We start from the raw sequence: 24,483 nt of genomic DNA on the forward strand, positions 1-24,483 counted from the left end.
GCGTCGAATAGAGGCCCCGTCGCCTATCGGCGCGTGACATAGAGGCTCGATGTCTTTTTCCAATCTCGGCTTGTCCGACAAGGTGTTGGCTGCAGTTGCGGCCACTGGTTACACCACCCCGACCCCCATTCAGGAACAGGCGATTCCTCATGTGCTGGCGCGCCGCGACGTGCTCGGCATCGCCCAGACCGGCACCGGCAAGACCGCCGCTTTCGTCCTGCCGATGCTCACGATCCTCGAGAAGGGCCGTGCCCGCGCCCGAATGCCGCGCACCCTGATCCTGGAGCCGACCCGTGAGTTGGCCGCCCAGGTCAAAGAGAACTTCGATCGCTACGGCGCCGGACAGAAGCTCAACGTCGCCCTGTTGATCGGCGGCGTCTCCTTCGGCGACCAGGACGCCAAGCTGACCCGCGGGGTCGACGTGCTGATCGCCACGCCAGGCCGACTGCTCGATCATACGGAACGCGGCGGATTGCTGCTCACGGGCGTGGAGCTCCTGGTCATCGACGAAGCCGACCGCATGCTCGACATGGGTTTCATCCCCGACATCGAGCGCATCTGCAAGCTCGTCCCCTTCACCCGCCAGACCCTGTTCTTCACCGCGACCATGCCGCCGGAAATCCGGCGCATCACCGAAACCTTCCTGCACAACCCGCAGAAGGTCGAGGTCTCCAAGCCGGCCACGACCGCCGTCACCGTGACCCAGTTGCAGGTCCCATCCGGCCGCGAGGCGCATCAGAAGCGCGAGGTGCTGCGCAGGCTGTTGCGGAACGCCAAGGATCTCAACAACGCGATCATCTTCTGCAACCGCAAGCGCGACGTCGCCATCGTTCACAAGTCGCTGCAGAAGCACGGCTTCAGTGTTGGCGCCCTGCACGGCGACATGGACCAGTCGGCCCGCACCGCGGCGCTCGATCAATTCCGCAAGGGCGAACTGCCCTTGCTCGTCGCCTCCGACGTCGCCGCACGCGGCCTCGACATTCCCGAAGTCAGCCACGTCTTCAATTTCGACGTGCCGCATCATTCCGACGACTACGTTCACCGCATTGGCCGTACCGGCCGCGCCGGACGGACCGGCACGGCAATCTCGATCGTGGCCCCGGCCGACCAGAAGTCGATGGTCGCCATCGAGAAGCTGATCGGACAGGGCATTCCGACCATCGAGGGTGACTACGAAGTGCAGGAGTCCTCGGGCGACGAGGATACGCGTGAGCGACGTCCGCGTGACGCCGCGCGTCGCGGCAGCCGCGGCAAGGCCCGGGAGCGCGATGCGGCCCCGCGCGAGCGTGATCCAGCCCCGCGGGAGCGCGAGCCGCGCGCGGCAGCTCCGCGCGCCGCACAGGCAAATTCTCCTCGGCCTGCGCCGAGCGCTCGCAAGGAACAGCCTCGCAACGAACAGCCTCGCAATGAAGCGCGGCGGCCGCGGCGCGACCACGACAACGAGCCCGCCGATCACTCACATCTCCCCGCCTTCCTGCTTCGCCCGGTGCGGGCACCGCTTCCCTGAGCGCGGGCACAAGATTCCGGGCTGCTCCCCCATGCGGTCGCCCGGAACATCAGCCGCTGCATTCGTAGACCTGACTTAAGTCGACAGCGCTGAGCTCTCGGCGAGGCGTGCGTCGACCGAACAGTTCCAGCCCGCGTCAGCAAGTTTCCAGCAGCATCCTATGTAGCTCATTGAACATATGAGCTGCCGTTCCCGTATCCACGGCGCGGCGCATCCGGGACTCTACGGCCGTATTTACCCCTGGTTCACAAACGTCCTTTAGCTTGCCCGGCATTGTTTATTTCATTGCTGTGACGACGACGGCGACGCGGGCGATTGGGGGGAACCTGTGGTGGTCAATGCGCTTGACGAACACGAACGCACGATAGGCTTCGCCGAAGTCGCGCTCAGCCAGATCAGAACGCTCCGCCATTCGGCCAATCCGCGCAATTACGAGGTCTGGTACGTCTACGCGACGGGCTACAACGCACCGCTGAACGAGATCATCAACGAGACGCTGTCGCGCAACGGCAAGCTGTCGCAGTCCGATCTCGATCAGCTCTACGACTCCTACCTCGCGCAGCTCAAGACGTCGGATCGCATCGACAAGGTCGGCGCGCGCGTCGTCGGCGAGATCGACGACCTGGTGAACATGCTCACCGATGCTCTCGGCAGGACGGCGAGCTACGATGCGAGCCTCGCGGGCGCCGATCAACGGCTCGCATCGGCCACCAGCCGCGAGCAACTGGTCGACATCATCGAGGCGCTGGCCCATTCGACCAAGCAGATGCGCGAAACCAACCGGATCCTCGAAGAGCGGCTGACGCTGTCCAAGGACGAGATCAGCGGGCTGCAGCACAGCCTGGAGGTGATTCGGGCCGAGAGCCTGACCGATCCCCTCACCGGCCTCGGCAATCGCAAATATTTCGACCGGATGATCGAGACGACGGTGCAGTCGGGGCTCGCGACCGAGCAGCCGCTGTCGCTGTTGATGTTCGACATCGACCACTTCAAGTCCTTCAACGATTCCTACGGACATCTCACCGGAGACCAGGTACTGCGCCTGGTCGGGATGACCCTGAAGCACGCCATCAAGGGCCAGGATATCGCAGCGCGCTACGGCGGCGAGGAGTTCGCCGTCGTGCTGCCCAACACCTCGCTACAGCACGCGCTGACGGTGGCCGATCACATCCGCCGCGCCGTCACGGCAAAGGAGCTCAAGAAGAAATCAACGGGAGAGATTCTCGGACGTGTGACCATCTCGGTCGGCGTATCCGTGCTGCGGGCCGGCGACGACACCGACGCCCTGATCGAGCGCGCGGACGCCTGCCTCTATGCCGCCAAGCGCAACGGCCGCAACAAGGTGGTATGCGAGAACGATCCCGAATACGCGACGACGACGCGAGGTCAGGTCGCCTGACGGCAAGGTCGCCAGCGACGCATATGGAGCATCAGCGTGTTCGCGATGATGCTGCGCGCGACGTCTGCCGGCCCCGCGCCACTGTCGCGCTGCGTGTTTTGCGACCGGCGGGACCCTTGTCTGCGCTCTTGTCAACGCTCTTGGCCACCTTTCCCGTCTTGGCCGGCTTGGTCTTTTTCACTGCCGGCCTGGTTGGTCCAGGCTTCGCCCCACCCCGGGTCGGGACCAGTCTGTTGCCCCGCGCCGCCCGCTTCTTGCTGGTCCGCTTGCTCAAGGCCGCCCTCTGGGCCGCTGCGAATGCATCTCTCGCCCAGACCGCGAACTCGTCGGTGTCATCGAACAGATGTGCCGGCACCTGCCAATACGACCGCACCGTCATGGTCCGCGCGCGGGTCTCGTAGGAAAACGGCTTGGATCCGGCCTCCTCGAATCTGGCAAAGCTGGTTTCGTCAGCACGGAGATAAAGGCCGCTGCGCAGCGCGAGCGCGAAGTTGATGCCGTCGGCGGAGATGCCGAAGCCGGAGAACATCCGCCGGATCGTGACCGGACCGAAGCCGGCGAACAGATCGATCAGGAATTCGCGGTCCATCGCGCCAGCTCCCGCCAACACCCCACTTGCTCGCCCGGAGTTTTCGGTCGGGAAGGTGGCGCGTGTCAATGTCCGGAACGTGACAGCTCCGGAGCCGCACTGGCTGGAAGCGGACGATCAGACCTCGGCCGGCTTGAGCTGCACCGACTCGCCGCAGCCGCAGGCACTGATCTGGTTCGGATTGTTGAAGACGAACTGGGCCTGCATCTTGTCAGCCTGATAGTCCATCTCGGTGCCGAGCAGAAACAGCACGGCCTTGGGATCGACCAGGATCTTGACGCCCTTGTCCTCGACGACCTCGTCGGTCGGCCGGATATCATGGGCATACTCGACCGTGTAGGACTGACCGGCGCAGCCGCCATTCTTGACACCGACACGCAATCCGATGATCTCGGACTCGGCGCGATCGGTGAGCTCACGGATGCGCTTGGCCGCCGCATCGGTGAGCCGCATCACCTGCGGGCGGGGCCGCGGCTTGGGCTTGGCAACAGGCGCTGTCGAATTCGTCGTGCTGGTCATGGCGTCATCCCGGCGGGGTATGTGATCCGCCCTTACTATTCAAACTTCGTGCCCGCTCGTCTCACCACATGTTCAGGACGAGCCGGGCCTCGTCGCTCATCCGGTCCGGCGTCCATTGCGGCTCCCAGACGATGCTGACGTTGACGACGCCGACACCCGGGACGCTCGCGATCGCGTTCTCCACCATGGTCGGCAGCTCGCCGGCCGCCGGACAGTTCGGCGTCGTCAGCGTCATCATGACGTCGACGCTGCGGTCGTCCTTGATGTCGACCTTGTAGATCAGGCCGAGCTCGTAGATGTCGGCCGGGATCTCCGGATCGAACACCGTCTTCAGCGCCGCGATGATCTCGCTGGAGAGCCGCTCGGTCTCCTCCGGCGGCAGCGCCGAATGCGTTTCGACGGACTGAGTTTTGACGTCGGCCGTGTCGGTCATGCAAACAATTCCCGCGCCTTGATCAATGCCTGTGCAAGCTGATCGACCTCTTCCCTCGTATTGTACATGCCAAACGAGGCCCGGCAGGTCGCCGTGACGTTGAATCTCTCCAAAAGCGGCATCACGCAGTGCGTGCCCGCACGCACCGCGACGCCCTGCCGATCGATCACGGTCGCGATGTCATGGGCATGCGCCCCCTTCATCTCGAACGAGATCACAGGGCCCTTGCCCTTGGCGGTGCCGATCAGCCGCAGCGAGTTGATCTCGCGCAGCCGATCCTGGGCATAGGTGAGCAGGTCGTGCTCATGCGCGGCGATGCGCTCCTTGCCGACCGAGTTGACGTAATCGATCGCGGCGCCGAGCCCAACCGCCTCGACGATCATCGGGGTGCCAGCCTCGAACTTGTGCGGCGGATCGCCATAAGTGACCCAGTCGCGCGCAACCTCGCGGATCATCTCGCCGCCGCCATTGTAGGGGCGCATGGCAACGAGGTGGTCGTACTTGGCGTAGAGCACGCCGATGCCGGTCGGCCCGTACAGCTTGTGGCCGGTGAAGACGTAGAAGTCGCAGTCGATGTCCTGGACGTCGATGGCGAGGTGCACGGCGGCCTGGCTGCCATCGACCAGCACCGGAATGCCGCGCGCATGCGCAATGCGCACGACCTCCTTCACCGGGACCAGCGTGCCGAGCATGTTCGACATCTGGGTGATAGCGACCAGCTTGGTTTTCGGCGTGAGCAGCTTCTCGAACTCGTCGATCAGGAAATTGCCGTCGTCGTCGACCGGAGCCCACTTGATCACCGCGCCCTGGCGCTCGCGCAAGAAGTGCCAGGGCACGATGTTGGAATGGTGCTCCATGATCGAGAGCACGATCTCGTCGCCCTCGCCGATGTTCGGTCCGCCCCACGACGACGCCACGAGATTGATCGCCTCGGTCGCGTTGCGGGTGAAGATGATCTCCTCGCTGCGCCGTGCATTGAGAAAGCGCGTGACCCGCTCGCGGCCGCCCTCATAGGCCTCGGTCGCGGCGTTGGCGAGATAGTGCAGGCCACGATGCACGTTGGCGTATTCGCTGGTGTAGGCCTGCGTCATGCGATCGAGCACCGCGCGCGGCTTCTGCGCAGACGCCGCGTTGTCGAGATAGACGAGCTTCTTGCCGTAGACCTGCAGCGCCAACGCAGGAAAATCCTCGCGGATGCGGGCGACGTCGTAGGATCCGTTGGAGACGGCGGGATGCGTGCTCATGCGCGCGCCTCCATCCAGTCCTGGGCAGCAGCAATGACGCGCTCGCGCAAGGAATCGTCCTCGATCGCTTCGATCGCCTCGCCGACGAAGGCCTGGATCAGCAGCGCCTGGGCCTGCTTCTCCGGCAGGCCGCGGGCCTGCAAATAGAACAACACGCTGTCGTCGAGCGCGCCAGCGGTGGCGCCGTGGCCGCAGGAGACGTCGTCGGCGAAGATCTCGAGTTCCGGTTTCGAGTCGGCCTCGGCCTCGTCGGACAGCAGCAGCGCACGGGTCATCATCTTGCCGTCGGTCTTCTGCGCGTGGGGGCGGACGATGATGCGGCCCTGGAACACGGAATGAGCGCGATCGTCGAGCACCGCGCGGAAGTTTTCGCGGCTGGTGCAGCCCGGCACCGCATGGTCGACGACGAGCGTCAGGTCGCCATGCTGCTTGTCACGCAGCAGGTTGACGCCGTTGACGATCAGCTCGCTGCCTTCGCCCTTGAGAGTAATGAAGCCCTGCAGACGACTGACGGCGCCGCCTGTCGTCATGTTGAAGAGATTGAGTTTCGACCGCGCACCGACCTCGTACCTGGCTGAGGTGATGTTCACAGCATCGCTGGCATCGCGCATCAGGCGAATGGTGGACAGCGCAGCGTCATCACCGAGGGAGACGACCACGGCGTCATTGGCCTGATAGCCTGAGGCATCATCGGCGGCGATCGCGCTTTCGATCAAGGTGGCCTGCGCGCCGTTCCCCACCGAAAGATGTGAGCGACTGGCACGCGATGCTTGCGATGCTGTCGCGATGTGAATGATCTGCAGCGGATGCGAGAGCTTTGCACCGTCCGCCACGGAGATCAGGACTCCGTCGGTCGCAAGCGCCCCGTTCAACAGGACCATCGCATCGTTGACAGTCGTCTCCAGCAGCCGCTCGCTGCCGGCGCTCTGCAGCGCCTCGCGAAGCGTGCGAACCTTGACACCATCCTCGGAGGCCGAAATATCCGAGAGCTCCGCCACGAACACGCCGTCGACCAGCACCAGCTTCCGAGCACCGTCGACGGCAACAGAAGCCAGCACGGCCTTAGCCCGCGCCAGCGCCGCCGCATCCGGCGCGCCTGCCAGCGGCAGCACCTCGCGCATCAGCGCACGCAGATCGGTGTACTTCCATTCCTCGATACGACGGTGCGGCAGGCCTGTGCGCTCGAAAGCCGAGAAGGCTTCGCGCCGGATATCGGCCACCTTGCCGGTGCCGGGCAGACGGCCCCAAGCGGCAGAGAGCAAGCTGCTCGCCGCCGGACCGCTGTCGTTCTTGACCAAAGCTACGTTCATCACAGATCCATTCACGCGAGGCTCAGGCCGCGTCTTCGAACTGGGCGTAACCGGACGCCTCCAGCTCGAGCGCGAGCTCCTTGCCGCCGCTCTTCACGACGCGGCCCTTCGACATCACATGAACGACGTCGGGGACGATGTAGTTCAGCAGCCGCTGATAGTGGGTGATCACGATCATCGAGCGCTCCGGCGAGCGCAGCGCGTTGACGCCGTCGGCGGCGATGCGCAGCGCGTCGATGTCGAGGCCGGAATCCATCTCGTCGAGGATGCAGAGCGACGGCTGAAACAGGGCCATCTGCAGCACCTCGTTGCGCTTCTTCTCGCCGCCGGAAAAGCCGACATTGACGCCGCGCTTGAGCATGTCCTGCGGAATGCTGAGCGATTTCGAGATCTCGCGCACCTTCCTGAGGAAGTCCGGCGTCGAATACTCCTCCTCGCCGCGCGCCTTGCGCTGCGCATTCAGCGCGGTGCGCAGGAAGGTCATGGTGGCGACGCCGGGGATCTCGACCGGATACTGGAACGCCAGGAACACGCCCTTGGCGGCACGCTCGTCCGGCGCCATGGCAAGCAGATCCTCGCCCTTGAACAGGATCTCGCCGCCGGTCACCTCGTAGCCCGGCTTGCCGGCGATGACGTGGGACAGCGTCGACTTGCCGGAGCCGTTCGGCCCCATGATCGCGTGCACCTTGCCGGCGTCGATCGACAGCGTCAGGCCGTGGAGAATCTCGCGCTCCTCGACGCGGACCTGCAGGTTGTTGATTTCGAGTAGTGCCATGATCTGTTTCCGCTCAACGCTTGCCCTGGCGACACCGATTCCATCGGGTCCGAGGTCGAATGATATCGATGTCAGTACGAGCGGGCCGCGCCGCGGCCCCGCTGCAATGTGGCCTCAGCCGACCGAACCTTCGAGGCTGATCGAGATCAGCTTCTGCGCCTCGACCGCGAACTCCATCGGGAGCTGCTGCAGCACGTCCTTGACGAAGCCGTTGACGACGAGCCCGACCGCCTCCTCCTGCGAAAGACCGCGCTGGATGCAGTAGAACAGCACGTCCTCGGAGATCTTGGACGTGGTCGCCTCGTGCTCGAAGGTGGCCGAGGAATTCTTGGCCTCGATATACGGCACGGTATGCGCGCCGCATTTGTCGCCGATCAGCAGCGAATCGCAGGCGGTGAAGTTGCGCGCGCCGGTGGCTTTGCGATGCGCCGTGACGAGACCGCGATAGGTGTTCTGCGAGCGGCCTGCGGCGATGCCCTTGGAGATGATCCGGCTGGTCGTGTTCTTGCCGAGATGGATCATCTTGGTGCCGCTATCGACCTGCTGATAGCCGTTCGAGATCGCGATCGAATAGAACTCACCGCGCGAATTGTCGCCGCGCAGGATGCAGCTCGGATATTTCCAGGTGATCGCCGATCCCGTCTCGACCTGGGTCCAGGAGATCTTGGAATTGTCGCCGCGGCAGTCGCCACGCTTGGTGACGAAATTATAGATGCCGCCCTTGCCTTCCGAATTGCCCGGATACCAGTTCTGCACCGTCGAGTACTTGATCTCGGCGTCGTCATGCGCGATCAGCTCGACCACGGCGGCATGCAGCTGGTTCTCGTCGCGCTGCGGCGCCGTGCAGCCTTCGAGGTAGCTTACGTAGGCGCTCTTGTCGGCGATGATCAGCGTGCGCTCGAACTGGCCGGTGTTGCGCTCGTTGATGCGGAAGTAGGTCGACAGCTCCATCGGGCAGCGCACGCCCGGCGGCACGTAGACGAACGAGCCGTCGGAGAACACCGCCGAATTCAAGGTCGCGTAGAAATTGTCGGACGTCGGCACCACGCTGCCGAGATATTTCTGTACGAGCTCGGGATGCTCGCGGATCGCCTCCGAGATCGGCATGAAGATCACGCCGGCCTTCCTCAGCTCCTCCTTGAACGTCGTCGCCACCGACACCGAATCGAACACGGCGTCGACCGCGATCTTGCGCGTCTCGGGGCTGCCGGCGCCGGGCACCGGCTCGACGCCTTCGAGGATCGCGACCTCGCGCAAGGGAATGCCGAGCTTCTCATAGGTCTTCAGGATCTCCGGATCGATCTCGTCGATCGAGGAGAGCTGCTTCTTCGGCTTCGGCGCCGAGTAGTAGTAGAGATCCTGGAAATCGATCTTCGGATAGTCGACGCGCGCCCAGGTCGGCTCGGTCATGGTCAGCCACCGGCGATAGGCCTCAAGGCGCCATTCGAGCATCCAGGCGGGCTCGTTCTTCTTGCCCGAGATGAAGCGGACGGTGTCTTCGGAAAGCCCCTTCGGAGCCTTCTCGGATTCGATGACGGTCTCGAACCCATAGCGATATTGGTCGACGTCGATCCGCCTGACGCGGTCGACCGTCTCTTGTACGGCTGGCATTCAATCCTCCGCTCGCGGTTTCAAGGACCGCGGTGGACACGTTCTGGAACCGTCTTACGACGTTTCCTCGACGAAATCACGCCCTTAGAATCGCTCAAGCACGGTTTCGTCGCCACCTTTAAGTAGGGTCAATGACAGCTTTCGCCAAGCCTGCAGGCCGCGATCGACGTCCGCCTCCGTCGTGGACCAGCCCAGACTGAGGCGCACCGCTCCCTGGGCCGCTGCGGAACTGGCGCCCATCGCTTCCAGGACATGGGAGGGCTGGACCTTGCCGGACGAGCAGGCCGAGCCGGAAGACACCGCGATTCCTTCGAGATCGAACCCGATCACGGCCGTCTCGGCCTTGAGCCCCGGCGCCGTGAACAGCGTCGTGTTCGGAAGCCGCGCCGCTTCGGAGGAAAATACCGTCACGCCAGCGGTTTGACGAAGGCCCGTTTCCAGCCGGTCGCGCAGCGCCGTGATCCGGGGCAGGTCGACCTCGAGCTCAGCCAGGGCAGCACCGGCCGCGGCGCCAAATCCGGCAATTCCTGCGACGTTTTCGGTTCCAGCCCGGCGACCGCGCTCCTGGCCGCCACCGCGGAGAACCGGAATCGGCTCCTCCACACCAGCGCCCAGAACCAGCGCGCCGACGCCCTTGGGTCCGCCGATCTTGTGCGCAGAGATGGTTACAAGGTCTGCGCCCATCCCTTTGATATCGAGGGGTATTTTCCCGAATGCCTGGACCGCGTCGACCTGCAGCAGGCCGCCCGCCTGGTGCACGATCTCAGCAACTTTCGAAGCCGGTTGAAGCACCCCGGTCTCGTTGTTGGCGGCCATGACGGATACCAGCGCCGGCGGCCCTCCGGCCAGCAGGGCTTCCAGGCGGCCGAGATCGACCACGCCGGAGGGGTCGACCGGGATCGTCTGCACGACGGATGGCGCGAACCGGCCGCCGGACAGCACCGAGGCATGCTCGACCGCCGACACCAGCAGCCGCTCGACGGGGCCGGCCGGCGCGCGCAGGCCTGGGCTCAAGGCGAGCACATTGGCCTCGGTTCCGCCGGAGGTGAACACCACGCGGCGCGCGACGGTGCCGAGCCCCCGGGCGATCACCTCGCGGGCCTCCTCGGTCAGCCGCCGCGCCTTGCGGCCTTCGGCGTGAACCGACGAGGGATTGCCGACCAGATCCATGGCGGCGAGAATCGCCGCGCGCGCTTGCGGTCGCAGCGGGGTCGTCGCATTCCAGTCGAGATAGATCCTGTCGGCCATGGCTCGTTCTTATCAACTCGGGCCACGAACGACCATCGCTCGCCCGCGCCATGATGATGCGCGACGGCCAGCGTGATATTGTCGGGCGCGAGATTGAGATAGCGGGTCCGGTGCCATGAACAAGCTTGTCGGCTCGATGCTGCGTCCGAATGATCGGATCTTCTACGCGATCATGGCCGGGCTCTCGCTCGGCATCGGCGTCGTCAACGCCCTTTCCGCCGCCCACGATGCCGTCAGGCGGGGCGCGGCCTATGATCTGGAAAAACAGTTGCTGTGGGAGATGACGAGCATTGTCGTCCTCATCCTGCTGGCGCCGCTGCTGGTCGCTACGGTTCGTTCCATCCGGCTGGGTCCGGCTACCATGGCACGTCACATCGCGCTCGCAATTGCCGCCGTGGTCGCCTTCTCTGCGCTTCACATGATCGGCATGGTGACGCTCCGCAAGCTGCTGATGTGGACCGCGGGCGGCGCCTACGACTTCCAGCTCTCGCTGGCCACCATCGTGTACGAGTTCCGCAAGGACGTCATGACGGCGCTCCTCATCGGTGCCACGCTCTGGCTGTACGACGGCTATCGCGCGAGCGCTGTCCGAGAGCCGACACGGCGATCCGAGCCGCCTGCCCCTGCCACGCTCTGGCTGCGCGACGGCGCGAGCCGCATCCGCATCTCGCCGGCCGACATCCTATGGGTCGCCGCGGCCGGCAACTACGTCGAATATGCCATGGCCGACGGCAGGCGACATCTGATCCGCGGCACCTTGTCGGCCGCCGAGGTCGAGCTCGCTCGCTTCGCGCTCGTCCGCATCCACCGCGGCCGGCTGGTCAACATGGCCCGGGTCGCCGCGCTTTCGGTCCTGCCAACGGGCGATTTCGGCCTGACCTTCGACAACGGACAATCCGCGCAGGGCAGCCGCCGCTATCGCAGCGCCGTTGCGCAGCTGGAGCAGACGGCGTCGCTGCGCTGAACGGCCGGGCCGCAGACGAAAACGCCAGTATTTTCATCGAATTGCAGGCGCATTCGGATCACGTTCCGCGACCGCTTCGCCCCGCCGCTGTATCGGCGGCCCGGTCTGCATCCCTGCCGCAGCCGCCTTGCCGGGCGTTGAAAATCCTTGCTTTTTGCCCCGCGCTCCATGCTAGAAGGCCAACTTCCAGTCACGCCAGCGCTGCTCCGTCCAAGCGAACGGATGGCGCTCGATCACCACTTTTCCTGCTGAACTCGTCGGCGAGGCGCCAGATGAAGCATGGACGAAGTCGGTCGACGCTCTGCCAAGGATTCTCTGATGCCTGAAGTCATCTTCAACGGTCCGGCCGGCCGCCTCGAAGGCCGTTACCATCCGGCGAAGCAGAAGAACGCGCCGATCGCGATGATCCTGCATCCGCATCCGCAGTTCCACGGCACGATGAACCATCAGATCGTGTACCAGTGCTACTATGCCTTCGCGCATCGCGGCTTCTCGGTGCTGCGCTTCAATTTCCGCGGCGTCGGCCGCAGCCAGGGTTCGTTCGATCACGGCACCGGCGAGCTGTCCGATGCGGCCTCCGCGCTCGATTGGGCGCAGACCATCAACCCCGAAGCTCGCGCCTGCTGGGTCGCCGGCTTCTCGTTCGGCGCCTGGATCGGCATGCAGCTCCTGATGCGCCGCCCGGAGGTCGAGGGCTTCATCTCGATCGCGCCGCCCGCCAACCTCTACGACTTCTCGTTCCTGGCGCCCTGCCCGTCCTCGGGCCTGATCGTGCACGGCGAGCGCGATGCGGTGGTGCCGCCCAAGGACGTCAACACGCTGGTCGAGAAGCTGAAGACGCAGAAGGGCATCGTGATTGACCAGCAAGTCATCCCCGGCGCCAACCACTTCTTCGACGGCAAGCTCGAGCCGCTGATGGAAACCATCACCGCCTATCTCGACATGCGCCTCGCCAATGTGAGGTGAGGTTGCGTCATCACCCGCGAAAGAAAGCGGGTGATCCAGTACGCCGCGGCTTCTCGGCTGATCATCAGCGTCTCGGAATACTGGATCGCCCGGTCAAGCCGGGCGATGGCACTGTGAGTGGCGTGAGCGCTCGGTACGACAACAACCTCCCTACGCCGCCTGCTTCAACAAATACGCATCGTGCCGCGCGAGGAACGCGCGCAGCAGCTGCGGATAGTCGGCGCTGACCGCCGTCCTCACGCTCGGCCGCTGCGCGAGCCGATCGCGCCACGCCCGAACCTTCGGCGTGGACGCAAAGATGCCGAGATCGCCGTAGCCATCGAACACATCGAAGTAGCGGAAGATCGGCGCGAACACGGCGTCGACCAGGCTGAAGCGGACGCCATCGAAATACGGCCCCTCGCCCAACGCAGCCTCAACGCGGACGAACTTCGCCGTCAGCGCCTCGCGCTTGGCCGCGAACACCCCGGCATCCTGCGTCGTCTCCAGGCCCCAGAGATCGCCGAGGATCGCTGAACCGAACTCCATCCAGGCGCGATGCTGCGCACGCGCGAGCGCGCCCTCGGGATGCAGCCGCGCGCCGGCTTGCGTGTCCTCGATGTACTCGCAGATCACGTTGCTCTCGAACAGCGCCACCTCGCCTTGCGCCGTCGGCACGACCAGCACCGGCACCTTGCCGAGCGGCGATATCTTCAGGAACCAGTCGGGCTTGTTGGCGAGATCGATGTCGATCCGCTCGAATGCGACGCCCTTCTCGGTGAGCGCGATGACGGCGCGTTGCACATAGGGGCAGAGCTTGTGGCTGATCAGCTTCAGGGCAGGCGCCATGACATCCTCGGCAGTTTGATGCAGATGCATCAAACTAGATGCACGCGCATGGAACTGTCAAGGTTCATGCAGATGCATGGATCATGGCCGCGCGATCACTCCGCCGGTCATCGGAAACGGCACGCCGGTGGTGGTGGGATAGCTCAGCGGCAGGCCCTTCATGCCGCGGACCGCCAGGAAGCCGAACGCCTGGGCCTCGATGGCGTCCGCCGACCAGCCCAGCGCATCGGCCGATTCGACGCTCGCCGGCGCGACACGCTCCCGTAGCATCCGCATCATGGTATGGTTGCGGGCGCCGCCGCCGCAGACGATCCAGCTCGCCGGCGGCTTCGGCAGCAGCGGGACGATGCGGGCAATCGCTGCGGCCGTGAACGCCGTCAGGGTCGCGGCCCCGTCCGCCGGCTTCACATCGCCCAGCTTCAGCGCGGCAAAATCATTGCGGTCGAGAGATTTCGGCGGCGGCAGCGCGAAGAAGGGCATTTCCAGCGCGCTGGTGATCCAGGCCTCGTCCGGGTTGCCCTGCTCCGCCACGCGGCCATCCTGATCGAATGCCTGTCCCGTGGTCCGGTGCATGAAGTCGTCGAGCAGCGCATTACCGGGACCGGTGTCGCAGGCGATCAGCACGTCGTCGCCGTCGATATAGGTGATGTTGGAGACGCCGCCGATATTGACCACGGCGATCGGCCCCGCGCGCGACAGCGACTGCGCCAGGGCGCGGTGATAGACGGGTACGAACGGCGCGCCCTGCCCGCCGAAATCGACGTCGGCGGCGCGGAAATCGTGCATCACCGGGATGTGGACGGACTTGGCAAGCACGGCCGCGTCGCCGATCTGCACGGTCAGGCGGCGCTCGGGGCGGTGCAGCACAGTCTGGCCGTGGAAGCCGATGATATCGATGTCCTCGGGCTTGAGCCGGTGCTGCGCCAGGAACGCGGCGACCGCCTCGGCATGCGCCACCGTCACGACGCGCTCGGCGTCGCGCACCCGTCCGGGGCGCGCATCGCGCCGCTCGATCTGCACCGCATCGGCGAGCGCCTCGCGCAGCAGGCTGCGCTCCGCGGCGCTATAGGCCCGGTAGCCCGAGGGACCGAGGCTCTTGACCTGCCGCCCATCGGTCTCGATCAGGGCCACGTCCACCCCGTCGAGCGAGGTGCCACTCATGAGGCCAAGTGCGGTCAGAATCATTGCAGTCGAACCTGAAAACCCTGCCCTGCTTGCCAAGTACGGCCGATTTGAGGTCCCGCCCAGGCCGTGCACATGCTTGTACAAGCCCGGCGCATCTTATAATGCCACAACGCCCGTATCCGTGGCATGTGCCTCCCGCACGTCCCCGCGACAAGCGGTCAATACCGTAAACAAATGCTCAGAGTCGCCGACAATGACTGGCTTCAAGTCTGATTTCCTGAACGTGCTGCAGAGCCGCGGGTTCATTCATCAGTGCTCGGATTTCGAGGGGCTGGATGCCCTCGCCGCCAAGGGCCAGGCGACCGCCTATGTCGGCTACGACTGCACCGCACGCTCGCTGCACATCGGCAACTTCCTGACCATGATGATGCTGTATTGGCTGCAGCAGACCGGGAACAAGCCGATCACCCTGATGGGCGGCGGCACGACGATGGTCGGCGATCCCTCCGGCAAGGACGAGACCCGCGCGATGCGCACGGTCGAGGAGATCGAGGCCAACAAGGCGTCGATCCGCGGCGTGTTCGCCAAGGTGCTGCGCTACGGCAATGGCGCCACCGACGCCATCATGCTCGACAATGCCGAATGGCTGACGAAGCTGAACTGGATCGAGATGCTGCGCGACATCGGCCGGCATTTCTCGGTCAACCGCATGCTGACCATGGACTCGGTCAAGCTGCGGCTTGAGCGCGAGCAGGAGATGAGCTTCATCGAGTTCAACTACATGGTCTGCCAGGCCTACGACTTCGTCGAGCTGGCGCGGCGCACCGGCTGCCGGCTGCAGATGGGCGGCTCCGACCAGTGGGGCAACATCGTCAACGGCGTCGAGCTCGGACGCCGCATGGGCACCGAGCAGCTCTTCGCGCTGACCACGCCGCTCTTGACCACCGCATCCGGCGCCAAGATGGGCAAGACCGCGCAGGGCGCGATCTGGCTCAATGCCGACCAGTGCAGCCCGTATGATTTCTGGCAGTACTGGCGCAACACCGAGGACGCCGACGTCGTCAAGTTCCTCAAGCTGTTCACCACGCTGCCGCTGTCCGAGATCGAGAAGCTCGGTGCACTGCAGGGTGCCGAGATCAACGAGGCCAAGAAGGCACTGGCCGATGCGGCCACCACCTTGCTGCATGGCGAAGAGGCGGCACGCACCGCTGCCGAGACCGCCCGCCGCACCTTCGAGGAAGGCGCCATCGCCGAGAACCTGCCGACGGTCGAGGTGCCGCAGGCCGAGCTCGACGCTGGCCTTGGCGTGCTCAACGCCTTCGTCAAGGCCGGCCTCGTCGGCTCCAACGGCGAGGCGCGGCGGCAGATCAAGGGCGGTGGCCTGCGCGTCAACGACATTGCGGTCACCGACGAGAAGATGGCGCTGACGCCGGCTGCACTGACCAGCGAGGGCGTGATCAAGCTGTCGCTGGGCAAGAAGCGCCACGTGCTGGTCAGGCCTGCATAGCCGCATTCGCTTTTGCCTGCTTGTCAGGGAAGGCCGAAAGGCGCTCCCTCAGGGCATGACGATCAGCGCGCCGCGAGAGCCTGCGCAAGCCGAGGAAACTCCGACAGCTCCACCACGCGTGCGCATGGCGTTCGTGGTGCTGGGTCTCTGCTTTGCGCTATCGGTGATTGGCCGCGGGCTGGGAGAAAGCTTCACCGTCTTTCTCAAGCCGATCTCCGACAGCTTCGGCTGGGACCGTTCCGAAGTCGTCTCGATCTATTCACTGACGGCGCTCGCCGGCGGCCTCGCCGCACCGCTGATCGGGCGGCTGTTCGATCACTCCGGACCACGCGCCGTGTATGCGCTCGGCCTCCTGCTGCTTGGTTCCGCCTTCACGGCCGCGGCGCACGCGCAGGCGCTGTGGCAGTTCCAGATCAGCATCGGCCTGTGCGTCGGCATCGGCATCGCGCTGATCGGCAACGTCCCCAACTCGATCCTGCTGGGCCGCTGGTTCGGCAAGAAGCTGCCGACCGCGATGGCGGTGATCTATTCCGCCACCGGCGCCGGCGTGCTGATCCTGCTGCCGGGCTCGCAACTGCTGATCGACGCGACCGGGTGGCGCAGCACATATCAGGCGTTCGGCGCCGCCGCCTTCATCCTGCTGGTGCCGCTGGCGCTGCTGCCCTGGCGGCTGTTTGCCGCCGGCGCGCCCCACATCACCAGGCCTGTCGCCGACGAGCTCGCCGGCGATGCCTGGACCTTGTCGCGGGCGCTGCGCCATCACGCCTTCTGGGCGTTGTTCTCGACCTTCTTCTTCACCGCCGTTGGCATGTATGCGATCGCGCCGCAGGTCGTCGCCTATCTGATCGATGCCGGTTTTGCGCCGCTGCAGGCCGCCACCGCCTGGGGCTTCTCGGGCGTGGTGCTGCTGTTCGGCATGCTCGGCGTCTCGGCCCTCGACGGGCTGATCGGCCGGCGGCCGTCGGTGCTGTTCTCCTACGCCGTATCGATCGCAGGAATCCTGATGCTGTGGGCGCTGCAATTCTCGCCGAACATCTTCCTGCTCACCGGCTTCGTCGTCTGCTTCGGCAGCATGATCGGCTCGCGCGGGCCGCTCCTGTCGGCGACCGCGATGAAGATCTTCCGCGGCAGGCGGCTTGGCACCATCTACGGCACGATCACGATCGGCAGCGGGCTCGGATCGGCACTGGGATCATGGAGCGGCGGCGTCATCCACGATCTCACCCACGGCTATGATGCCGTCATTCTGCTCGCGCTCGTGAGCGTCGTCATCGGCATGATCCCGTTCCTGGTCGTTCCGGCCCTTCGCACGTAGTTGGCCCGCGGTCCAAGCACGATGTGCTTGCGCGCTCCGACAGCCGCCCGTCCACATAGTGGACGGCGCACAACAACCACGCGTTCATGATTAGTAAGCTGCTTGATGATAGTTGTTTCGGCAAGGACGCGCCGTCGAAAGCGCGCGCCATACCGACGGGATCGTCCGCGCCCTGGCCGATGGCGCCAAACAGATCGAGCACGTCGCCGAGCTGATCTCGAGCATCGCGGGCCAGACCAACCTGCTGGCGCTCAACGCCACGATCGAGGCCGCGCGCGCCGGCGAAGCCGGGCGCGGCTTTGCCGTGGTCGCGGCGGAGGTGAAGAGCCTGGCCAGCCAGACCGGCACAGGCCACGCAGGAGATCGGCGACCGCATCGCCCAGATCCAGAACGCGACGCGGGAAGCGGTCGGCGCGCTCGACGGCATCACCCTGACCATCGAGGAGGTGTCCGCGATCGCGGCCACGATCGGATCGGCGATCGAGGAACAGGGACCGGCCACCGCGGAGATCGCGCGCAACGTCACCCAGACCGCGCAGGCCACCCGCGAGGTCACCGCCAACATCGGCGGCGTCTCGACGGCGGCCAATGAGACCTGGAGCGCCGCCGGCCACCTGCTGATCGCGGCCGGCAACCTCTCCAAGCAGGCCGAGCAGCTCTCCAGCGAGGTCGACACCTTCCTTGCTGGCGTCAGAGCGGCCTGAACCGCATCGATCGGTTCGTTGACGTCGCCGAACGCCGGCGGCCGGCAGCGTCAATTGTTCGGCGGCAGCTCCGCCGGCGGGTATGGCTGCTTGCCGGTGTTGAAGTCCATGATCTTGCGCGTCACGCCCGGCAGCATGGCCGAGATCGGGTTGATGCGCACCACAGGCTGGCTTGGCGTGCCCACAACTTCATAGGTCACGCCGAACAGACCTTCATTGCTGCCGCCGAGGAACAGCCCGACGATAGGGATCTGGTTGAACATGTTGTTCAGCCCGTACAGCGGCACGATCGTGCCCGAAGCCCGGACCTGGTTGACGTTGTAGTCGATGCTGCCCTCGATGGTCAGGCCGAGCGTCGGTCCCTTGACGACGCCGTCGCGGATCGAGAGCAGCCCGTTCTGCCGCGTGAACTCCGCGCGCAGCATGGTGAAGGCGATGCCTTGCGAGGCGCCCTGTGCTGCGCCGGAGGCGGCGCGATCCAGCGCCTGCTCACCCCTGACGGTGAAGTTGCGAACGATCGCCAGGCCTTCCTTTGGGCTGGAGTCGGCCGTCGGCGGCTCCATCGCCAGTTCCAGCTCGCCGCCAGCCATCTTGGAATAGGTGTCGGCGAAGCGCAGCAGCGCGCCGGCATCGTTGGTTACGAGATAGATCACCTCGCGGCCCTGGCGACGCGCGCGAGGATCGGCGCTCGGCGCCTCGCGGCCGACGCGGATGTCGGCGGTGACGGGCGTGTCGCGGCCGACCTTGCCGGTCAAATTGAAGCTCTTGAAGGCGCCGCCGCGCCTGGAGAACTTGAGGTCGACGCTGCGCAGCGCCTCGCCGTTGAAGCCGGCAACGGCGCCGAGCTTGACCTCGGCGTCGAAGTCGAGGTTGGAGCGTGCCTTGTTCTTGTCGGCGTCCTTGTTGGTGCCCGAGATCGCCGACTTCAGGAAGCCGCGGCCGTCGAACACGTCGCCGCGCATCGACAGCTTCAGCACGCCGTCCTGGCCGCGCTCGGCCTTGAGCTGCGTCTTGTCGCCTTCCGACGGCGAATAGGTCGGGAAGTTGGCGTTCATCAGGTCGCCGTTCTGGTCGACTTCCAGCGAGCCCTTGATGGAGACGCCGCCGCCTTCGATGTTGATGTCCTCGAAGCGTGTCGATTGCTGCTTGGCGACAACGTTGAAGGTGGCCTTGCCGGATTTGCCCGGATTCTTCACCCAGCCCGGCAGCAGGTTGTCGAGCTTGAGCTGGGTCAGATCGGCCTCGACGCCGATGCGGCTGTCGCGATCGCTGGAGCCGGCGATCTTGCCATTGAGCTTGAGCGGCACGTTGCCGGTGATCGCGGTGCCCAGATCCATGCCGAGCCGGGCCCGGCTGGCATCGTCGAGGATCGCCTGCATCTTGATGTCGGCGTCGCCTTCCGTCGGCTTGCGATAGTCGAGCGTGGCCGGCTGGCCGTTGATCTTGACGTCGCCCTTCACCTGATAGCCGGCGGTGTTGGCCACGATCTTGAGCGTGTTGGCCTCGAGCTTCTGGTTCATCACCAGTTTGTCGGCGGCAAAGCCATTGAGATCGGCCGTGACCGCGTAGCTGGTGTCGGCCTTGGTCAGTTCGCCCTTGACCGGCATCGCGAGATTGACGCTGGCCTGGAACGTTCCCTTGGTCTGGTTGGGATCGATCGGCATCGACGACAGATCGTTGAGCCGGTCGGAGGCGAGGATCTCGGCGGCAGCGGCGACCTGCCCTTCGACGCGCATGCGTACCCGCGACGGCGACGGCTTCGGCGCCATGTCCGGTACTTCGAACACGACGTCGGAGAAGTTGAGCTTGCGCCCGGCCGGCGTATCCGCGACGCCCTGCCCGATCGTCACCGTCGCGGTGCGGCCGGTGACATGCGCCTTCACGTCGGCATCGCGCACCGACGGCAGGCCGTCGACCGGATGCACGGTGACATTGGTGGCGACGATGTTGACGTCGAGACCATCGTCGGGAATCGGCGGCCCCTTGCGCGGCAGGTTGCGCGTCGGCGAATTGACGGCGACGTCGATCCGCTGCACCGAGCCGCGCTCGATGCGCTCGATGATCCAGGCCCGCACCTCCGGCACGATCAGCGCCGGCCAGATCCGTTTCATCGCCAGCGCGGGCATCGGCGTCGCCGCGAAGCCGAGCTTCAGCCGCGGCTCGCCGGCATAGTCGACGCTGCCGGTGCCGGCGACGCCGATCTCGCCATTGGAGACCTCCGCCTGCGTCAGCAGCACGCGCTTGCCCTCGGTGTCGAAGCGGAAGTTGATCGAGATGCGGTTGAAGATCAGCGGTGGCTCGTTTTCGATGGCGCCGAGCAGAATGGTGCCGCCGTTGAGACCCAGCCGCCAGTCGTTTGCGGTGTCGTTCGGAGGCTCGAGATTGGCGTTGAGCGTGATGCGGTTGGCGCCCGAGATCACCTTCAACGGCGCGATCAGCACGCGGCGCCCGGCGTCCCATTCCATGCTGATCTCGGCGGAGTCGATCGCCATCGGATAGTCGGGCGTATCGGTGTCGATGATCTTGCCGGCGCCGATGTTGATCTTGCCGCGCAGATAGGTCGGCAGCCCGTCGCGCGCGAGCTCGCCCTTGATCTCGCCGGTCATGGGCAGGTCCGCCATGTAGGTGAGATCCTTGAGCCGCATCGCCAGCAGGATGTTGCTAGTGGAGACCTTGTCGGCCTTGATGTCCACCGTGCGCACGCCGTTGGCCTGGGGCCCGACCAGGATGCGCAGCTGCCACGGCTTGGCGCCCTCTTCGCCGAGGCTCAGCGCCACCCCGCCGCCGGACGGCCGGCGCAGGCTGAGGCTGATGTTCTCGAACGTCCATTTGTTGCCGCGCTGCTGGTCGTCGACGATCAGCACGCCGTTCTTCAACCCGATCTCGTTCAGGTTCTGGCCATCGAGCCCGGTGAGGCTGAGGCTGTCGAGCCAGTCCAGGCCGGCAAGCAGGCCGTTCGGCGCAGCGGTCGCGGGCACAGTCGACATGGCCGGCGGTGCTGGCTGCGAGCCGGCCTGCGGTCCCGGTGCGTTGGGCGGTGGCGCGGCCTGTCCCGGTCGCGGGAATGTCGGCGGCAGGCCGGCATCGCGCTTGGAGGCGACGCCCGTTGCCAGCGGCTTGGTGGTCTCCCCCGTCGACACCGTGACGGTGCCGTCCGGGGTGATGCGAATCGCGAGCTCGGCGTCGACCAGCTTGAGGCTCTCGGCACGCAGCTGGCCCATCAGCAGCGCGGCGCCGGACAGCCGCACCTCGGCCTTGGGCGCGCTGGCGACGATGGCGTGATCCTGATCGCGCACGATGATGTCGCGGATCCGGACCGCGATCCTGATCCGGCCGGCACGCTCGATCTGGGTGCCGCCGACCTCGACGGTGTTGCCGTGGCCGATATTGTCCTCGATCGCCGCCGCGAGCCACGGCGTCGCCAGATCGAGGCTGATCGGGCCCGCACCGAGCCGCAGCCACAGGCCGGCGAAGCCGAGCCCGACGAGCAGCATGAGCGATGCCAGCGTGATGACGATCCGCTTGGCCACGCGGCCGCCCGGCAGACGCGGACGCGCCCAGCCGAATCGACCGGTGCTCCCGCCCGAATCGGGCCGCGACAACAGGCGCCGGGCGCGCTGCCCGACCGTCTCGTCGTGCTCGGCGGCAGCCTCATACTGGTCGGCCACATCCCAGTCGGCCTCATCCCACTGCTGGCCCTGGGTGTCCGCTTGCAGATGGGGCCGGTGGGGTGATGTCTGTCTTGCCATTGCCTCTCGGTGCCGGCCCCTCGTGTCCGAAACATTCGTGCCAACCTGGCCTCGGCCAGGTTGGTCGCCGGTGTGGCCCCGCCCGTTCACGCAGCGCGCGTGCTCACTGCCGGCAGGACTCGATGCCCCAAATGATCCCGTCACGCTTCGGCGGGTGCTGTCAACACGCCGCTGGCGCTTCGCCGGCGGCGCGGACGACGCGCGACATCCTCGTCACTATACCCCGCCGCCGTCAGGTTTGCCCACCTGCTCGCGCCAGCGGACCGGCGCCTCTCCACCGCCGGACGAATTCTGTGGCGGGGACGTCTGATCCGGAGACGGTACGAGAGTCGTCATTGCACTGTGCTCAACTGCGCTGGTGCTCACGCCTGCTGGTAGCCGTGATCTTCGCTTCATCGCAAGAGACACGATCCCCTGCGCGCCGCGAAGCACGGATTCCAGATCGATCCCGGGACACCGGACAAGAACCGAGATACTTTCATTTTTGAGCCGCCGAAAGCGACGAAAGGAAGGCGTATGTCAAAGGAATCACAAAAGAAATCCTCCAACCCGGCGTCCTACGGGGCGATTGACGGGAACCGGCTCGCCACCGCGGCCAAGAAGGCCACCAAGAAGACGGCCAAACCGGCAGTGACGAAAGCCACCAAGACGACCTCCGCAAAGACGACCTCCGCAAAGACCGCGACGTCCAAAGCCGCGACCACCAAAACGGGAGCTGCGAAGGCCGGGCCCAGGACGCCAGCCACCACTGGAACGGGCCTCGCCGAGGGCGTCAAGGCACCCGCGTTCAAGCTGCCGCGCGATGGCGGCGGAACCGTTTCGCTGGCCGATTACGGCGGCCAGAAGCTCGTGCTGTTCTTCTATCCCAAGGCCAATACGCCCGGCTGCACCAAGGAGGCGATCGACTTCACCCGCCTGTCGAAGGACTTCGCGGCCGCCGGCGCCGCAGTGCTCGGCGTCTCCGCCGATTCGGTCAAGGCGCAGGACAATTTCCGCGACAAGCACGATCTCGCCGTGCCCCTGATCTCGGACGAGACACATGAGATGCTGGAGGCCTACGGCGCCTGGGGCGAGAAGTCGCTCTATGGCCGCAAGTTTCTCGGCATCATCCGAAGCACCGTCTTGATCGGCGCCGACGGCCGCGTCGCCAAAGTGTGGCGCAACGTCAAGGTCGACGGCCATGCCGACGCGGTGCTCGCGGCGGCGCGCGCGCTCTGAGAATGCGCCTGACGGCGTTGGCGGAAAATTAACCATGCAGGGGTCAAATCGCTCCCGTAAATGACGCCGCTGGAACGACGATCTCCGGCCGGCGCGGGAGTGCCGATGTCGTATCGTTCCGGCCATCACGCCGAATATCCCCAGCACCATTCTCATGACCGTGGGCACGCCCATCACCATCGGCGCGCCCCCGTCAGCCATCCGGCGCCGGTCGCGGCCGCGTCGCAGAGCGACTACACGCTGGTGCATGCCGGCAAGCAGGTGCGCATCGGCCCGGTGGTGTTCTGGATCGTGGTCGGCACCGTCAGCCTGCTCGGGCTGTGGTCGGCGGCGACCGCGACCTATTTCGCGTTTCGCGACGACGTGCTGACGCGGCTGATCGCGCGCCAGGCCGAGATGCAATACGCCTATGAGGACCGCATCGCCGAGCTACGCGCCAAGGTCGATCGCGCCACCAGCCGGCAATTGCTCGACCAGGAGCAGTTCGACCAGAAGCTCGACCAGATCCTGAAGCGCCAGAGCGCGCTTGAAGGCCGCGCCACCGCGCTCGGCAGCATGCCCGACATCACCGGCTCGATCCGCGCCCCGGCGCGCGCGCCTGTCTCCATCGAGCCGCCGTCGGCGCCAGCCACGCCCAAGCCGTCGCCGATCAGCGACACCGTGATCTTCACGGCGCCGCCGGACCGCGAGGCCCGGCTCGAATCGCGCAGCCCTGTGATGGCCAACGCGCAGCCGAACCCATCGACCAAGCTCGCCGGCGTCGACAACGTGCTGACGCGGCTGACGCGCTCGCTCGACCAGGTCGAGGCGCGGCAGATCGCGATGCTGTCCTCGGCCGAAGAGACGCTGGAATCGAAGCTGCGCCGGATGCGCGGCGTCATCACCGATCTCGGCCTCGACATGGGTCAGCTCGAAGCGGCGGCGCCGAAGGGCGGCATGGGCGGCCCGTTCGTGCCGGTCAAGCTCGGCGCCGAATCCGGTCCGTTCGAGCGCCAGCTCTACCGCATCAGCATCACCCGCGCCCAGGTCGAGAAGATGAACCGCACGCTGTCGCTGGTGCCTTATCGCAAGCCGGTGATCGGCGAGGTCGAGTTCACCTCCGGCTTCGGCGTGCGCTCCGATCCGTTCCTCGGCCGCCCAGCCATGCACACCGGCCTCGACTTCCGCGCCGCCACCGGCGATCCGGTCCGCGTCACCGCCAACGGCAAGGTGGTCAACGCCGGCTGGGCCGGCGGCTACGGCCGCATGGTCGAGGTTGATCACGGCAACGGCCTCTCCACCCGCTACGGCCATCTCTCCGAGATCAACGTCAAGATCGGCCAGCATGTGAAGATCGGCGACATCATCGGCGAGGTCGGCTCGACCGGCCGCTCGACCGGCCCGCATCTGCACTACGAGACCCGCATCGACGGCGAAGCCGTCGACCCGCAGAAATTCCTGCGCGCCGGCGTCCGGCTTAGCGCGGGCTAGGT

The 24,483-nt window shown here is 65.8% G+C and carries 19 protein-coding genes and 1 pseudogene; 9 read left to right on the plus strand and 11 right to left on the minus strand.

All coding sequences use genetic code 11. The features are described from left to right. The first annotated feature begins 49 nt into the window (after positions 1–49). Together ACQR1E_RS02410 and ACQR1E_RS02415 are read left to right on the plus strand one after the other, a co-directional pair. The gene (locus ACQR1E_RS02410) at positions 50–1,507 is read left to right on the plus strand and encodes a DEAD/DEAH box helicase (RefSeq protein WP_315712146.1); all 1,458 of its coding nucleotides are present in this window, start codon (positions 50–52) and stop codon (positions 1,505–1,507) included. Between the two features lie 331 nt (positions 1,508–1,838). Continuing rightward, positions 1,839–2,906, plus strand: a complete 1,068-nt coding sequence (locus tag ACQR1E_RS02415) for a GGDEF domain-containing protein (protein WP_315751668.1) — start codon at positions 1,839–1,841, stop codon at positions 2,904–2,906. 31 nt (positions 2,907–2,937) lie between these two features. On the opposite strand, the gene ACQR1E_RS02420 is transcribed toward ACQR1E_RS02415, so the two are convergent. The 8 genes from ACQR1E_RS02420 to ACQR1E_RS02455 all read right to left on the minus strand — a co-directional run bounded on the left by ACQR1E_RS02420 (position 2,938) and on the right by ACQR1E_RS02455 (position 10,635). Beyond that, complete coding sequence (locus tag ACQR1E_RS02420) at positions 2,938–3,495, minus strand: TfoX/Sxy family protein (protein WP_316194165.1); 558 nt, start codon at positions 3,493–3,495, stop codon at positions 2,938–2,940. Positions 3,496–3,612: 117 nt separating this feature from the next. Then, a complete protein-coding gene (locus ACQR1E_RS02425) occupies positions 3,613–4,014 on the minus strand; it encodes a HesB/IscA family protein (protein ID WP_315712149.1) in 402 nt (133 codons plus the stop codon). A gap of 61 nt (positions 4,015–4,075) precedes the next feature. Continuing rightward, on the minus strand, positions 4,076–4,447 hold the full coding sequence (locus ACQR1E_RS02430; protein ID WP_315712150.1) for an SUF system Fe-S cluster assembly protein: 372 nt from the start codon (positions 4,445–4,447) through the stop codon (positions 4,076–4,078). Next, positions 4,444–5,691 (minus strand): cysteine desulfurase, encoded by a 1,248-nt coding sequence (locus tag ACQR1E_RS02435; RefSeq protein ID WP_315712152.1) that lies wholly within the window; start codon positions 5,689–5,691, stop codon positions 4,444–4,446. Before ACQR1E_RS02435 ends, ACQR1E_RS02430 begins: the two co-directional genes overlap by 4 nt. After that, positions 5,688–7,001 carry a Fe-S cluster assembly protein SufD gene (gene sufD, locus ACQR1E_RS02440; protein ID WP_434896612.1) on the minus strand — a complete coding sequence of 438 codons (1,314 nt, stop codon included), beginning with the start codon at positions 6,999–7,001 and terminating at the stop codon, positions 5,688–5,690. The genes ACQR1E_RS02435 and sufD overlap by 4 nt, the downstream gene beginning before the upstream one ends. Positions 7,002–7,023: 22 nt before the next feature. Beyond that, positions 7,024–7,776, minus strand: coding sequence for a Fe-S cluster assembly ATPase SufC (sufC, locus tag ACQR1E_RS02445; RefSeq protein WP_315712154.1), 753 nt, complete (start codon positions 7,774–7,776; stop codon positions 7,024–7,026). 114 nt (positions 7,777–7,890) lie between these two features. Beyond that, on the minus strand, positions 7,891–9,387 hold the full coding sequence (gene sufB, locus ACQR1E_RS02450) for a Fe-S cluster assembly protein SufB (protein WP_434896613.1): 1,497 nt from the start codon (positions 9,385–9,387) through the stop codon (positions 7,891–7,893). Positions 9,388–9,471: 84 nt separating this feature from the next. Further along, positions 9,472–10,635 (minus strand): cysteine desulfurase family protein, encoded by a 1,164-nt coding sequence (locus ACQR1E_RS02455; protein ID WP_315751672.1) that lies wholly within the window; start codon positions 10,633–10,635, stop codon positions 9,472–9,474. Between the two features lie 115 nt (positions 10,636–10,750). Between ACQR1E_RS02455 and ACQR1E_RS02460 the strand changes: the two genes are divergently transcribed. Both ACQR1E_RS02460 and ACQR1E_RS02465 read left to right on the plus strand, forming a co-directional pair. After that, complete coding sequence (locus ACQR1E_RS02460; protein WP_315826879.1) at positions 10,751–11,599, plus strand: LytTR family DNA-binding domain-containing protein; 849 nt, start codon at positions 10,751–10,753, stop codon at positions 11,597–11,599. A 318-nt stretch (positions 11,600–11,917) separates the two neighbouring features. After that, a complete protein-coding gene (locus tag ACQR1E_RS02465) occupies positions 11,918–12,565 on the plus strand; it encodes an alpha/beta hydrolase (RefSeq protein ID WP_008971476.1) in 648 nt (215 codons plus the stop codon). A 150-nt stretch (positions 12,566–12,715) separates the two neighbouring features. Here ACQR1E_RS02465 and ACQR1E_RS02470 read toward each other — a convergent pair whose 3' ends face one another. Both ACQR1E_RS02470 and ACQR1E_RS02475 read right to left on the minus strand, forming a co-directional pair. After that, positions 12,716–13,393, minus strand: coding sequence for a glutathione S-transferase family protein (locus ACQR1E_RS02470; RefSeq protein WP_315751674.1), 678 nt, complete (start codon positions 13,391–13,393; stop codon positions 12,716–12,718). An 81-nt stretch (positions 13,394–13,474) separates the two neighbouring features. Further along, positions 13,475–14,578 (minus strand): anhydro-N-acetylmuramic acid kinase, encoded by a 1,104-nt coding sequence (locus ACQR1E_RS02475; RefSeq protein ID WP_315751675.1) that lies wholly within the window; start codon positions 14,576–14,578, stop codon positions 13,475–13,477. A 193-nt stretch (positions 14,579–14,771) separates the two neighbouring features. On the opposite strand from ACQR1E_RS02475, the gene tyrS reads away from it, so the two are divergent. From tyrS to ACQR1E_RS02490, 3 genes and pseudogenes are all read left to right on the plus strand, one after another. After that, positions 14,772–16,025 (plus strand): tyrosine--tRNA ligase, encoded by a 1,254-nt coding sequence (tyrS, locus tag ACQR1E_RS02480; RefSeq protein ID WP_315712161.1) that lies wholly within the window; start codon positions 14,772–14,774, stop codon positions 16,023–16,025. 55 nt (positions 16,026–16,080) lie between these two features. After that, complete coding sequence (locus ACQR1E_RS02485) at positions 16,081–17,340, plus strand: MFS transporter (protein ID WP_315751676.1); 1,260 nt, start codon at positions 16,081–16,083, stop codon at positions 17,338–17,340. 124 nt (positions 17,341–17,464) lie between these two features. Beyond that, positions 17,465–18,044, plus strand: a pseudogene (locus ACQR1E_RS02490) (methyl-accepting chemotaxis protein); the annotation flags it as partial. A gap of 50 nt (positions 18,045–18,094) precedes the next feature. Here the strand turns inward: ACQR1E_RS02490 and ACQR1E_RS02495 are convergent. Continuing rightward, complete coding sequence (locus ACQR1E_RS02495; RefSeq protein WP_315751677.1) at positions 18,095–21,793, minus strand: YhdP family protein; 3,699 nt, start codon at positions 21,791–21,793, stop codon at positions 18,095–18,097. Between the two features lie 516 nt (positions 21,794–22,309). Here ACQR1E_RS02495 and ACQR1E_RS02500 point away from each other — a divergent pair. Together ACQR1E_RS02500 and ACQR1E_RS02505 are read left to right on the plus strand one after the other, a co-directional pair. Next, positions 22,310–23,011, plus strand: coding sequence for a peroxiredoxin (locus ACQR1E_RS02500; RefSeq protein ID WP_315826877.1), 702 nt, complete (start codon positions 22,310–22,312; stop codon positions 23,009–23,011). A gap of 105 nt (positions 23,012–23,116) precedes the next feature. Then, positions 23,117–24,481: a M23 family metallopeptidase gene (locus ACQR1E_RS02505; protein ID WP_315751679.1), complete on the plus strand. Its 1,365-nt coding sequence runs from the start codon at positions 23,117–23,119 to the stop codon at positions 24,479–24,481. The last annotated feature ends 2 nt before the right edge of the window (positions 24,482–24,483 follow it).

Origin of the sequence: Bradyrhizobium sp. HKCCYLRH1030 (assembly GCF_051168395.1) — a bacterium.
In the GTDB taxonomy this organism is placed as follows: Bacteria; Pseudomonadota; Alphaproteobacteria; order Rhizobiales; family Xanthobacteraceae; genus Bradyrhizobium.